The 13,351-nt window shown below is 32.0% G+C and carries 14 protein-coding genes; 11 read left to right on the top strand and 3 right to left on the bottom strand.

Translation table 11 applies throughout. From position 1 onward, the window contains the following. Window positions 1-3: 3 nt before the first annotated feature. Together BLP60_RS04035 and BLP60_RS04030 are read left to right on the top strand one after the other, a co-directional pair. A complete protein-coding gene (locus tag BLP60_RS04035) occupies window positions 4-480 on the top strand; it encodes a DciA family protein (protein WP_159427681.1) in 477 nt (158 codons plus the stop codon). Further along, window positions 458-799, top strand: coding sequence for a hypothetical protein (locus BLP60_RS04030; protein ID WP_092063788.1), 342 nt, complete (start codon window positions 458-460; stop codon window positions 797-799). The genes BLP60_RS04035 and BLP60_RS04030 overlap by 23 nt, the downstream gene beginning before the upstream one ends. 34 nt (window positions 800-833) lie before the next feature. Here the strand turns inward: BLP60_RS04030 and BLP60_RS04025 are convergent, their stop codons facing one another. Further along, entirely contained in the window at window positions 834-2,063 is a 1,230-nt protein-coding gene (locus tag BLP60_RS04025; protein WP_092063785.1) for an HDOD domain-containing protein, read from the bottom strand. Window positions 2,064-2,124: 61 nt separating this feature from the next. Next, window positions 2,125-3,117, bottom strand: coding sequence for a DUF3536 domain-containing protein (locus BLP60_RS04020; RefSeq protein WP_092063782.1), 993 nt, complete (start codon window positions 3,115-3,117; stop codon window positions 2,125-2,127). Window positions 3,118-3,250: 133 nt separating this feature from the next. Between BLP60_RS04020 and rdgC the strand changes: the two genes are divergently transcribed. Both rdgC and BLP60_RS04010 read left to right on the top strand, forming a co-directional pair. After that, entirely contained in the window at window positions 3,251-3,859 is a 609-nt protein-coding gene (gene rdgC, locus BLP60_RS04015) for a recombination-associated protein RdgC (RefSeq protein ID WP_092063779.1), read from the top strand. Between the two features lies 1 nt (window position 3,860). Beyond that, entirely contained in the window at window positions 3,861-4,637 is a 777-nt protein-coding gene (locus tag BLP60_RS04010) for a hypothetical protein (RefSeq protein ID WP_092063776.1), read from the top strand. A 27-nt stretch (window positions 4,638-4,664) separates the two neighbouring features. On the opposite strand, the gene BLP60_RS04005 is transcribed toward BLP60_RS04010, so the two are convergent. Next, window positions 4,665-5,417, bottom strand: a complete 753-nt coding sequence (locus BLP60_RS04005; RefSeq protein WP_092063772.1) for an MBL fold metallo-hydrolase — start codon at window positions 5,415-5,417, stop codon at window positions 4,665-4,667. Between the two features lie 134 nt (window positions 5,418-5,551). Here BLP60_RS04005 and argJ point away from each other — a divergent pair, with 134 nt between their 5' ends. From argJ to BLP60_RS03970, 7 genes are all read left to right on the top strand, one after another. Further along, complete coding sequence (argJ, locus tag BLP60_RS04000) at window positions 5,552-6,730, top strand: bifunctional glutamate N-acetyltransferase/amino-acid acetyltransferase ArgJ (RefSeq protein WP_092063769.1); 1,179 nt, start codon at window positions 5,552-5,554, stop codon at window positions 6,728-6,730. Between the two features lie 45 nt (window positions 6,731-6,775). Beyond that, window positions 6,776-7,366 carry an HD domain-containing protein gene (locus BLP60_RS03995; RefSeq protein WP_234970946.1) on the top strand — a complete coding sequence of 197 codons (591 nt, stop codon included), beginning with the start codon at window positions 6,776-6,778 and terminating at the stop codon, window positions 7,364-7,366. Continuing rightward, complete coding sequence (locus tag BLP60_RS03990; protein ID WP_092063763.1) at window positions 7,350-7,901, top strand: hypothetical protein; 552 nt, start codon at window positions 7,350-7,352, stop codon at window positions 7,899-7,901. The genes BLP60_RS03995 and BLP60_RS03990 overlap by 17 nt, the downstream gene beginning before the upstream one ends. Window positions 7,902-7,987: 86 nt before the next feature. After that, a complete protein-coding gene (locus tag BLP60_RS03985) occupies window positions 7,988-10,192 on the top strand; it encodes a CHASE2 domain-containing protein (RefSeq protein ID WP_092063760.1) in 2,205 nt (734 codons plus the stop codon). Window positions 10,193-10,224: 32 nt separating this feature from the next. Beyond that, on the top strand, window positions 10,225-10,995 hold the full coding sequence (locus BLP60_RS03980; protein WP_092063757.1) for an MlaE family ABC transporter permease: 771 nt from the start codon (window positions 10,225-10,227) through the stop codon (window positions 10,993-10,995). Window positions 10,996-11,027: 32 nt separating this feature from the next. Continuing rightward, window positions 11,028-11,780 (top strand): ABC transporter ATP-binding protein, encoded by a 753-nt coding sequence (locus BLP60_RS03975; RefSeq protein ID WP_092063754.1) that lies wholly within the window; start codon window positions 11,028-11,030, stop codon window positions 11,778-11,780. 60 nt (window positions 11,781-11,840) lie between these two features. Continuing rightward, window positions 11,841-13,349, top strand: a complete 1,509-nt coding sequence (locus BLP60_RS03970; protein WP_092063751.1) for an MlaD family protein — start codon at window positions 11,841-11,843, stop codon at window positions 13,347-13,349. Window positions 13,350-13,351 lie beyond the last annotated feature (2 nt).

Below are 13,351 nucleotides of genomic sequence, written 5' to 3'. Positions count from 1 at the left end.
CTAGTGGAAGATTTTTATAAGTTTCTAAATAAAACTATTAAAAATAAGGAAAAGTTAAAATTGGTGATTCTTTGGAAAAAATGGGAGGAAGTATTGGGATTGCCTTTAGCTGAGTATGTGCTTCCTTTAGGACATCAAGAAAGGGTGCTTATAGTGGGTTCTGAGGATGCACTCGTGCTTCAAGAAGCTCATTTTGTGAGTCAGGAAATACTACTAAGAGTAAATAATTTTTTAGGAGAGCAAGTCTTTGACAAAGTGCGGGTTAAGTTGTTAAGAGGTAAAACCCCACTGAATAGGATAAAAGTCTCAGCCCCTGAATTAAGGAGATATGTAATAAAAAAACCTAAAAATTTGGGCAGTGTTGGGCAAGAATTGAAAAAGTATCCAAAAATTTTTGAATACTATCAAAGTTATGTTGCCTACTGGGATGCAGTAAGTGCACGAAAGGAGGAGAGAAATGGGAGATGTAATCGAAATTAAGGTAGAATTTAAAAAACCCTTAGAAAAAATGACAGCTAAAGAGCTAAGAGAATTGGCCATTAATCAGCTTCCAATGATTACTGGTGCGTCTAGTATGACAAAGGAAGAACTTTTGGCCAAAATTAAAGAGGTCTTAGAGATTAACGACGAAGATGGTAAAAACAACAAGGTGTATAAAGCTCAGATTAAGGAGTTGAAACAAAAGATTCAGGAGTTGAGAGAGTTAAGATTAAAAGCTGCTTCTAGGTCTGAGAGAGAGAAGTTGCGCAAAAAAATTCATAGACTAAAAAGACAAACAAGAAAGTTAGCTATGGCTTAGAAAAGACCCCTCTTGAAAGAGGGGTCTTTTAGGCTTAAAGAAAAATTTTTACAGTCTCTTCGATTTCTTGCAAGGCCCTATTTACTAAAGATTTTAGTTCATCCTTACTTAAGTTAATAATTTTACAGACAGACTTATTTAATTGAGGTACAATAATAGAACCTTTTTCAACGATATGCATGCCCACGGTTAAGAAGTCTGCTAAATGGATTATAGCATCTTCTATTTCTGTAAATTGGCCTGGAAAATGGTGTAGTTTAATAGCTTTTCCTAATGTAGAAGGTAGGTTCCAAGCTTGAATAAGAGAATTTCCAACTAAAGCATGGTCAAATCCTATGACCTCCCGTTCAGCTTCTACTAAAGGGATTAAGTTAGAATAAGAAAAGATTAAAGCCTCTGTTGCTAACCTGGGGATATGTTTAAAGAGTATAAGTCTTCCTATATCGTGTAGAAGCCCAGCTACAAAATATTTTTCTGGTTCTAAATGACTTCTTTGAGCTAATAGTTTCGCAAATACCCCAACTCCAATAGAGTGCAGCCAGAAAGAACGCATATCAATAAGTTTTTCTGGGATGTCTTTAAAAACATTTATAGCAGTGATGCCTAGAGCAAGAGTAGATAATTCATCAGCGCCTATAATTGCAATAGCTCTGGAAATAGTTTCTACTTTTTGAGTTAGCCCATAAAATGGGCTATTTACTAAACGGAGTAATTTAGCAGAAAGACTAGGATCTTTACTTACAATTTTAGCAATATATTCAGCAGAGCTTTTAGGAGAATTGATCGCCTCTACTATTTTAAAATATATGTCAGGGAAAGAAACCAGCTCTACTTCCTTTTGGACTAGAACAGTAAAACTTACTTCATCTTTTGGAAAGAGATCTTTATAAGAACCATCGTCGACTGGGATATAACTTTCTATGTTCGGTAGTCTCCAGCCATTTAAATATCTTTGTGCCAGCCTAGCTAAGGATAGATAATAAACACTTTTTACAAAAGGATGACTGAAGTCATTATAAGCAAAAAGAGGTGATAAATAATTTTCTAATTTATTTAAGTCTTTTTGGTTTATTTTTATTTTACCTGTATTAAGATTAGTGCTTCCAGTAATATTCACCTTATTTATTCCCCATGATTTAAGGTGTTCTATATGTTTTTCCTCTAATTTCAAACCTTTTGGCAGAATTAGCCTACCATTTACTGTTTTTATATCATCGGCCAAGATCATGCCAGGGGTTAGGTCTTTTACTTCTATCATCCCCATTTACAACTCCTTATCCTTTAATATTCCTATATCTCTGTTTTGATTCGGTCAATATCATTTTTTAGATACTACTAGACTTTTTTAATTTTGGTAGAATATAATGTTCTACCAAAAAACGTCCGTTTCCTATATGGTGGTTGTTAGATATTGCTTCTTCTAATATTTCTAAAAAATTGTTTAAGATATAAATTCCACTTATTCTTTCTAAAGTATAAATGGCCATTAATGCAAGTTTTAAATTTTGTTGAACTCTAGATGAGCTTATATCCCTACTTTGCCAAATATAACTTGAGAACATGTTTAAGCATAGACTTTCCATTTCTAAAAGCTGGAAAGCTGTGTTGAGATTTTGATTATAGATATATTTTTTTACAAACAAGTCTTTGCTTTGTAGGCCCAAAATCAATTTGCCATAATTTAGTAAGGCTTGACGTGGATCTATAAAATAATTTTTACCCAAAGTAAAAAAAGATTCATCGATATAATATTTTACCAAATTTAATGCTCGTCTTAAAGGTTTTTTCCAATGTTGGTGAAAATCATTTTGGTTAGATGACTTGCATGTACACTCCTCTTTCCAACATTTAAGTCCATATTTACATCCAATAGAAGTATTTTCATATATTTTTATTTCATAACTTGAATTTTTAAAATTATCTTCTTTATAGTTTAAGTGATATTTTTTATTGTTCCAAATATATTTAGGAACAACTAGTAAGTTGATGATATCTTCTTCAGGTAATTTAACATAAGCAGATTTTATATTGTATAAGTTAGTTTTATTTGCAGGATGCCACTTTAATTCATTGACATAACGTATCTTTTTTATTTGGCCGGGGGATATGAGGCTAAAACTAATATTTTTTTTGGCAGCTATGGATAGAGTGTTGAGATTAAAGGCATATTCTGGAAAGATTATCCCTATAGGGTTGGTTTTATTTTGTTTTATAAATTTATATATGCCCCAAGTAATTTCTATTTCTTGTTCAAAAGGAGTTAATAAGGGCAAAATAGAGTGATGATATGTAGTTGCAAAATATTTTTTTATGTTCAATTTATCTCACAAGATAGTGCATAATTATTTTTAGACTGTATTAAATTTATGTCTTAAATTTTTTTGCAATTTCTTTTTATTTTTTTTACAAGAAAATTTGTCCTCAGGCTAGAAAATTTTTAAGGGAGATTTTATGGGTATTTTAAGTGGCAGTGTTTCTTTTAGTATATATAAACTTACTGAAAAGGTTTCAGATGATATTTTTAAAAATATTTCTGAAAAGTTGCAGGAGTATGGATTTCAGGAGATAGAAAATTTATCTTTAGAAAAAAGTTTTGGCTGGGTTTCTCAAGAAGACTGGTTAGATAGTTCTTTTCAAACCTCTCCAATTAAAGGCAATTATGTTGTTTTTAGCCTTCGTTTGGATACAAGGCGTATTTCTCCTGCGGTAATAAAAAAACATTACGAATTAGGATTAAAAGAGCTTTTACAAAAAAAACAAGCACAAGGACAAAAATTTATAAGTAAAGAAGAAAAAAAAGAACTTCGGGAAAATATTCGGTTGAAGCTTTTGACTAAAACTTTACCTGTACCAGCAGTATTTGATGTTGTATGGGATATGTTAACCAATAGGATTTATTTTTGTTCTACTAGAGAAAAGGTAAGAGAATTGTTTATAGATTTATTTGTTAGAACGTTTGAATTACATCCTATTTTAATTACTCCGACAAATTTTGTTCTTTATGAGCTTGGATTTAAAGAGGAAGAGATAGCTTCCTATTCATCTAAAAGTTTTATTTAAAATGAAAAAATTTTTTTTATTAAAAAAAGAATATTCTATTAAACAGCGTCCTGCAAAAGACTTTGATTTAGTTGAAATGCCTTTAGAAGGAGTCGTTGTCTATTGGCTTTCTTTGGCTAAAATTTTTTCTCGTAGAAATGTTTTAGAAGATGAACTTAATTTAACTACAGAACCATATATTAAGTTTTTGCTGAAATTACTTAAGTCTAAATTAGATGCTAAGCAATGTTTAGAGTTAGCTAAAGTAAAGCGAAATAATTTTTTAGAGGATCTAGAAAAAAAATTAACGTTAATGTCTATCTCTATTTTAGGCATGGCTACTAGAGAGAATCCTCAAAAAGTTCTTATTAGATTTATTTCTAAGTATCCTTTATCTCTTATTTATGAGCAAAAGATAATTCAAGCAGCAAAAGAAGTTGTGGCTAATATACATTTATCTAACTTTAAAAAAGAACGCTTTCTCAATATAGATCATCGTATGGATCCAGAAAAATTAATGATAAATCTTATGGTGTATAATTTTTTGGAAAGAAGAGTAGAACACGATAAGTTGCGTGATTGTCTTGAATATGTAAGGTCTTTATATTTTGCTGAGGGTCTTTCTTTAATTGTAGATGGCTTTGAATATGATTTTGTAAAATATAGGCTTAATCTTCAGAAAAAAGAAATTATTTTCCATACTAGGAACAAGATGAAAGTGTCTGCAGAATTATGTGTAGGTCTAAAAAAAGGATTTTCTTATGATGACTTATCTTTAATCGCCCAGGCCTATTTATGATAAGGGTTAGGTAAAGCCAAAATAGATTTAAACAAAAAATATACTCCCCGCAGAGGGTAAGACAATCTTTGTTTTTAATGCAGTAGTTTGAAATAGTTCCAATATTTTTGGTAAATTTTGTCTCTCATTTCTATTTAAGTGTACAAGTGCTAGCTGTTGACATTTTGTTTTTTTAGCAATGTTAAAGGCGTTTAAAATAGAATTGTGTCCAGGTATATTTTCATTTATCTTATATGTTTCTAAGACAATAAACTCAGCATAATTACAAAATTCTATGGCAGTTTGACTTGGAACTCCATCCCCTGAATAATAAAATTTTTTACCTTTATTTTCTATGCCCAAGCCTAGGCAAGGTATAGAGTGGTTGGTTTGTAGTGTAATAAGATTTGTGTTTTTTAAATTAAAAGTTTGGTCCGGGTTAAGCTCATGGAAAATAAGAGAAAAGGTGAGTTTATTTTTTAGATTAGGATAGGACATGTCCATTAATTGTAAAATATGATTTTTTAGACCAATGCTTCCAATAATATGCAGTTCCTTAGTTCGTCTGTGTTCATAGAAACGCAGGAGTAAATGAGGAACTCCAAAGCAATGGTCTCCATGCAAATGAGAGATAAAAAGTGCATCTAGTAGTAGAGGCTTTGGATTTAAAGCCCAGAAAGAAGAGGCAGCAGTAAAACCACAGTCTAAAAGAATAGAGAGGTTATTTGTTTGAATAAAAATAGAGGTGTTGTTTTGTTGTTCATCAAACGCTTCGCCAACGCCAATAAATTGGATTAACATTATTTTCCCCTTTTGCAGGGTTTAATGTTTAACTTTATTTTTTCGTTTAAGGATTCAACTAAACAGAGGTTATTGCATTTGCGTTTATTTTTAGTCTGACATAAAGTCAAATTTATTTTTAAAAGGAGAGAGATATGAAGGTGCCTAAAGGTTTTTTATTTTCTACTGCTCAAGGTAGTTTCAAATATCAAGATAGAGATGATTTGGCTTTAATTTATGCTCCTGAGGGGGCGGTACCTGCTGGAGTGTTTACGCAAAATGTTTTTCAAGCTGCCCCGGTGCTAGTAGCTAAAAAACATATTTCTCAGTGCAATCTAATAAATGCTATTTTAATAAATGCAGGGCAAGCAAATGCTTGCACAGGGGAAAAGGGGATTCAGGACTGTGAAGAAACTTTGCGTTTATTGAGTAAAACTTTAGAAATATCCCCAGAATTTATTTTGCCTGCCTCTACAGGAGTAATTGGAGAGTTTTTTGATTTAAAAAAATGGGAAAAGGCCATTTTAGAGTTAAGAGAAAATTTAGGAAAAGTAGATGTTGGGAAAGTAGCTAGGGCGATTATGACCACAGACAAATATCCAAAACTGGTTTCAAAATGTTTAACATTAGATAATAAAGAGGTGCATCTGCTTGGTTTGGCAAAAGGAGCAGGCATGATTGCTCCTAATATGGCAACTATGCTTGGTTTTATTTTGTGTGATGCTGAGGTGGATAGAAGTTGGTGGCAGTCGTGTTTGGTAGAAGCAGTAGAAACGAGTTTTAATAGAATTTGTGTTGATGGAGATACTTCAACCAATGACACTGTTTTGGCTTTGTCTAGTGGAAAAGTAAAGGGAAGTTTTTGTGAAGATGATTTATATAGATTGAAAAAGGCCGTAAAAGAAATTTGTTTTGAATTGGCTCGTTTAATTGTTCAAGATGGAGAAGGGGCAAGTAAAATCATAAAGCTTACTATAAAAAAGGCTAAGACTAGACAAGATGCCAGAAATATTGCCACAACTATTGCTACTTCACCTCTTGTTAAAACAGCTTTTTTTGGTGAAGACCCTAATTGGGGTAGGATTGTGGCTGCTTTGGGTAGAAGTAATGCCTCGTTTGATCCTCAAAAGATTAGATTATTTTTTGGAGACATAGAAGTATTTGGATGTGGAGTGGCAAAATTAGAAGATATAGACGTTTGGTTGCAAGGATATATGCAAAAGAAAGAATTAGATTTGGTTATTGATTTGGGAGCAGGAGAAGAAGAATACTTTATTTTGTTTTCTGATTTAACTTTTGATTATGTAAAATTGAATGGAAGTTATAGGAGTTAAATGCAACATCTTGTATTTTAAGATGTATTTAAGATGGAGGATAGGATGGATGAATTGAAAAGGTTAGTTGATTTTTTCTTTGAAGCTGGCATGTTAAAAAAAACACCACGTAGTGGATATCAGTTTTTAGGTACAGGTAAAGAAAATGTGGCCGAACATTCTTTTAGGACCGCAATTATAGGCTTTTCCTTGGCCAAAATCGTAGGGGCAGATGCTTATAAAACCGCAATAATGTGCTTATTTCATGACTTCTCAGAGGCAAGATGTGGGGATTTTAATTATGTTAATAAGATATATAACCAGGCAAGATCTAGAGATGCTTTAGCAGATGCTTTGTCAGGTATTCACTTCTCCCAAGAAATATTAGAGCTTTTTGATGATCTTGAAAATGTTTTGTCTGTAGAAGCAATACTTGCTCACGATGCAGATCAGCTTGACCTTATTTTAAATTTAAAAGAAGAGTTGGATTTGGGAAATCAATATGCAAAAAAGTGGATTGATTGTGCAGTAAAACGTCTTCGGAGCAAAGAAGCAAAGATATTAGCTACACAGATTATAAAAACAGATCATACAGATTGGTGGTTTCAGATTAAAGATTCCTCATGGTGGGAGCAAAAAAATGGACGAAAAGATTAACTGGCATTTTTTATTAGCAATATTGCTATCTATATGTTTTCATTTAATTTTACTTACTACAAATTCTAAAGAACTTGCAAAAATAATTGATATTGTGCGCCCTAAACAAAAAGTTATGGAGCTAGAGCTTTATAATTATCGTTTAAAGATGCAGATATTAAGAGAACAGTTAGAGCAAAATCTTGGTTTAGGATTAGATGGAGTTTCTAAATTACCTCCAGGAATAGAAAAAACCACTAAGATACCTTTACAAGATAAAGAATTACAAGCATTGCTTTCTTTAATTAAATCTATTTTAAATGGTTTATGGGAGAGAGAAGATATTAATGTACCTGGCAGGGCAGTAGTCAGAATGGAATTGAGAAATGGAAAAATTGTTAATTATTTTGCCAAAGAATGGGAGGGAGGGGAAGACTTTTTATTTGAATTATTTAATTTTTTACAGAAGATTCAAGCAATTCAGCTTCCTGTAAAAAATAAAGACTCTATATGGTTTGAATCTCAATTTGAAGCCGAACCAGAAGTAGAAGAATAATTGATAAAAAGGTGTGAAATATGAAAGAGGAGGGTAATAATTTTAAGAGAGCTTTAGCTTTCTAACAGGTTTAATTGCGAGGAAATATGTTAAGAAAAAATAAGTTTTTTTTAATTTTGAGCATTATATTCTTGTTGTTTTCATTTTTTCTTTATTTTTTAAATCCTTCTTTCTTACATTTTTTGGATTTAAAGATTTTTGATTTAGAAATGCAAGTAAGAGGGAAAATAGAATCATCTGGCAAAGTAGTAATTGTGGCAATTGATGAAAAGAGTTTGGAAAAGATTGGAAGATGGCCATGGTCAAGAAATATTATGGCTAAGTTAGTGCAAAAAATAGATTCTTTTCAGCCTAAAGTGGTTGGTTATGATATTAGTTTTTTTGAACCTGAAAAAAATAGAGTTCAAGGAGAATTGATTTATTTAACTAAAAAGTTAAAGCAAAGTAAAAAATTAGATAAAGAGTTGTTTGCTTTTTTGAAACAAAGGATATTGGCTAATCTCCCCGATTTACATTTAGCCACTACATTTGCTAAATGTAAATCCAAACATATTTTGGGATATTATTTTAATTTTTCTACTAAAGATGAAAAATTTCAAAATTTAGATAAGGCTTTTAAGTATAGTGGAATTCGTTATTTTCAAGATAGTAAGGCAAAGTTATTTATTCCAAAAGCCTTAAAGGTGCGTCATAATATCCCTTTGATTTTAAAAGGAGCAGGAAAAGAAGCTTATTTTAATGTAATTCCAGATGATGATGGTACTTTTAGGCGTTATCCATTAACAATTAAATATAATAAAAATTTTTTTCAGCCATTAGCTGTGGCAATGTATAGGGCAGATGATGCAAGAGGAAGTTTTATTTATGTGGGTAAGGCAGGAGTATTGGGCGTTAAGATAAAAGATAAGTTTGTTTCTACAGATGAAAGGTGTTTTTTATATTTAAATTTTAGAGGAAGAGAAAAGTCTATTTCCCATATACCTGCTTGGAAAGTTTTGGAAAACAAAATCAGTTTTAAAAATTTAAACCAGAAATATGTTATAGTTGGGGTTACTGCTCCTGGCGTGTATGATCTTAGAGTAACTCCTTTTGGAGTAGCTTACCCAGGCGTTGAGATTCAAGCTACTGCTTTGGACAATCTTCTTAAGGGAGATTATTTAACACGACCTTCTTTTGCTTCTTTATTTGATTTATTTAGTATTTTGATTTTATGGATATTGGCAACTGTAGCTATTCTTTTTTTAAATCCTTTTTATAGTTTGCTAGTAGTTGCTGGAGTTTTTTTTAGTTATTGGACAGTAAATTATTATTTTTTAGTTAAAAAATTATATGTCTTAAATTTAGTATATCCTTTGCTTAGTTTGCTTATAACTTATCTTGGACTTATTACTTATAGAATTTTGTTTGCAGATAAGCAAAAGCGGCAACTTAGACAAGCATTTAGTAAGTATTTAGATCCAAAGGTAGTGGATCAGGTAGTTAAATCTCCAGATAGTTTACGTTTAGGTGGAGAAAAGAGAGAACTTAGTGTTCTGTTCTCTGATATTAGAGGATTTACTTCCCTTTCAGAGAAGCTTTCTCCAGAAGAACTTGTATCTTTGTTAAATGAATATTTAACAGAAATGACAGCTATAGTTTTAACAGAAAAAGGACTTTTAGATAAATATATTGGCGATGCGATTATGGCAATTTTTGGAACTCCCTTATATTATCCTGACCATGCATTGGCTGCATGTAAAGCGGCATTGAAGATGCTAAATCGTTTAAAAGAATTAAATAAACGGTGGAAAGATGAAAAAGATATATCTTTAAATATAGGTATAGGGATAAATACAGGAGAGATGGTAGCGGGGAATATGGGATCATTAGATAGATTTGATTATACTGTAATGGGAGATAATGTGAATTTAGCCTCTAGATTAGAGGGATTAAATAAGTACTATGGTACGAATATTTTAATTTCAGAATCCACTTATAATTTAGTAAAAGATAAGATAAATACAAGGGAAATAGATATGGTACGGGTAAAAGGAAAAGTTAAACCAGTTAGAATCTATGAAGTTTTGACTAAAGAAAAAAGTATGTTTTTTAGTACTTATAAGGAAGACTATTTGAAATTTTTAGACTTATATTATAAAGGAAATTTTAACAAGGCTAAGGAAATTATAGAAAAATTAAAAAATAATTTTTCAGAAGATAATTTGCTTGATGTGTATATAAACCGTTTAAATTATTTGTTGGCAAATCCTCCTAAAGAGTGGGATGGGGTATATACTTTTACAGTTAAATAAAGAGAGCTAAATATAATTTTAGGAATAGATTTATGCTGAGAATGATTGCTTGGGTGGGCCGTAGCGTACTTAATATGCTTGGCGAGATGGGCAGAATGCTTTTGCTATTATTGCAGAGTTTTATTTGGTTGTTTCGCCCACCATTTAGATTTCGATTATTTATTAAACAAATGGAATTTGTTGGAGTAAATTCTTTATTTGTGGTTTTATTAACAGGCCTTTTTACTGGTATGGTTTTGGCCTTACAGACATATTATGCTTTCCGTATGTTTTCAGCAGAAAGCTTAGTTGGAGCTACTGTTGCTTTATCTATGACTAGAGAATTAGGGCCTGTTATTACCGCTTTAATGGTAACAGGAAGAGCAGGTTCAGCTATTGCAGCTGAGATAGGCACCATGAGAGTTACAGAACAGATAGATGCTCTTACTGTAATGGCTATAAGCCCTGTGCAATATTTAGTAGTTCCTAGGATTGTGGCTGGGATAATAATGCTTCCTTTGCTTACTGTGATAAGTGATTTTGTTGGAGTCATTGGAGGCTATTTAGTTGGTGTCAAATTGTTGGGTATTAATAGTGGATTGTTTTTAAATAAAATTTATGAATATGTAGATTTTGAGGATTTGTATAATGGCCTTATTAAGGCTGCTTGTTTTGGACTTATTTTTACTTTGGTGGGATGTTATAAAGGATTTTATACAAGAGGTGGTGCAGAAGGGGTTGGTAAAGCTACTACACAAGCAGTCGTATTGGGTTCTGTTTTAATTTTAATGTTTGATTATGTATTAACTGCTTTGATGTTTTGATTTTAAAAATATAAAATTTAAGTGCAAAGAAAATGGATATTATAGTTTTAAAAGATGTACATAAGAGTTTTGGGCCTCAAAAGGTATTAAGAGGGCTGAATCTTAATTTACATAAAGATAATGTTAATGTTATTATCGGCAAGAGCGGTGGTGGAAAAAGTGTTTTATTAAAACATATTATAGGGTTACTAAAACCAGATAAGGGGCAGGTGATTATAGATGGTCAAGATATTGTTCCCCTTTCAGAACGAGAGCTTGCTACAGTAAGACAAAAATTTGGAATGCTTTTCCAAGAGGCTGCTTTATTTGATTCTCTTACTGTAGCAGAAAATGTAGCTTTTCCTTTAAAAGAACATACAAAAAAGAAGCATAAAGAAATAATGGAAATAGTTGAGGAGAAATTGGCTCAAGTAGGGCTCAAAGGAATGGGATATAAAATGCCTTCAGAGTTGTCTGGAGGAATGCGTAAACGGGTAGGTTTAGCAAGAGCATTGGCTTTAGATCCGCAGATTGTTCTTTTTGATGAACCTACCTCTGGATTAGATCCTGTTATGTCTGCAGCAATAAATGAGCTTATTGTTCGGACAAAAGAAGAATTTGGAGCCACCTGTGTAGTAATAAGTCATGATATCCCTGCTACTATGGCTACAGCAGATTTTATTTTTATGCTTTATGAAGGAAAGATTATTGCCACAGGTACCCCTGATGAAATAAAACATTGGGATGATCCTGTAGTACAGCAATTTATTCATGGAAGGGCAAAAGGTCCTATTAGAGTAGTTTAGTTTATTATTGTACTTTATATGTATTTTGTCGCTTTGATTTTTATTGGGAGAGATTAGAAAATGCAAAATTATTCATTGGAGATAAAGGTAGGAATTTTTGTTTTAATTTCTTTAATAGCTCTTGCCTACATGACTACAAGAGTAAGCAAAGGTAAATTTGTATCTTCTGATATGTATACCATAGAGGTATATTTTGACAATGTTACAGGGCTTAAAAAAAATGCCCCAGTAGAGATTGCAGGAATAGAAGTGGGTTTAGTAAAAGATATTGTTTTAGATAATAATAGAGCTAAAGTAATTTTAGCCCTTCGTCCAGATGTCAAAGTTTATGCAGATGCAGAGGCATTTATTAAGACAAGGGGTGTTTTAGGAGATAAATTTATAGAGTTAAGGAGTGGAAGTCCGACTTATCCTTCTTTAAATAGGGGAGGAGTTATTGCGCGTTCTAATTCTGGAGCTGATCTGGGAGAACTTATGCAAAAAGTGGGACAAATTGCAGATGATATTGGCAGAGTGGCAAGAAGTGTTTCTAATGTGTTGGGCGGGCCAGAAGGGGAAAGAGATTTAAAACTTTTAATTGTAAATTTAAGAGAAATGGCGGTTAGTTTAAATAAAATGGTTAAAACAAATATGGAAAATATTAATGCTATTGTAAAGAATTTTAGAGAGTTTTCTAGGGATTTAAAAGAGTTAAGCGGTAATAATAAATCACAGTTAGATAAAATAGTAGATAATTTTGATGTAGCAACAAGAGAATTAAAAGAAGCTATGGCTAAAATGAATGTGCTTCTAGCAAAAGCTAATACAGGAGAAGGAGTGGTTGCAAAACTTCTTACAGATAAGGAAATGGGAGATGATTTAAAACAAACTTTAGCTTCTTTAAAAACAGTGGCTAAAAATATTGAAGAAGGCAAGGGGACTTTAGGTAAACTTATAAATGAGGATACTACAGCAAAAAATTTAGACAAAACTTTAGAGGGGTTAAATAAATATTTGAGTAAACAAGATAAATTTAAAACTTCTATTGATGTCCATTCAGAATATTTGACTAGAAGTCGAGATATAAAGTCATATGTTAGTTTAAAGCTTCAGCCATCACCAGATAAATATTACTTATTGTCTATTGTAGATGATCCAAAGGGTAGAACTGAAGAGACTTCTACATATCGTAAATATCGTACAGATGGTGGGACATGGCATACTTATGAGGAACATAAAACTGAGACTGAAGAAGATGGGCTTAAATTTTCTTTACAGATTGCTAAGCGTTTTCATGATCTAGTTTTACGAGGAGGGATTATTGAGTCTACTGGAGGTCTTGGCTTGGATTACTATTTGTGGGATGATAGAGTAAAACTGTTTTTTGAAGCTTTTGATTTTGATGATAAAGATCCGGCTCATTTAAAGGCAGGTGCTAATTTATATCTATTAAGAAATTTTTATCTTACCGCGGGTATGGATGATTTTGCTAAATCAGATGACAGGTCTTTTTTTGCTGGAGCAGGTTTATATTTTACTGACGAAGATTTAAAGTACATTATGGGCAGCGCCCCATTACCTAAAAAATAGGA

The sequence above is a fragment of the Desulfonauticus submarinus genome (assembly GCF_900104045.1).
Lineage (GTDB): Bacteria > Desulfobacterota > Desulfovibrionia > Desulfovibrionales > Desulfonatronovibrionaceae > Desulfonauticus > Desulfonauticus submarinus.
This window is presented reverse-complemented; position numbering and strand designations above follow the sequence as displayed.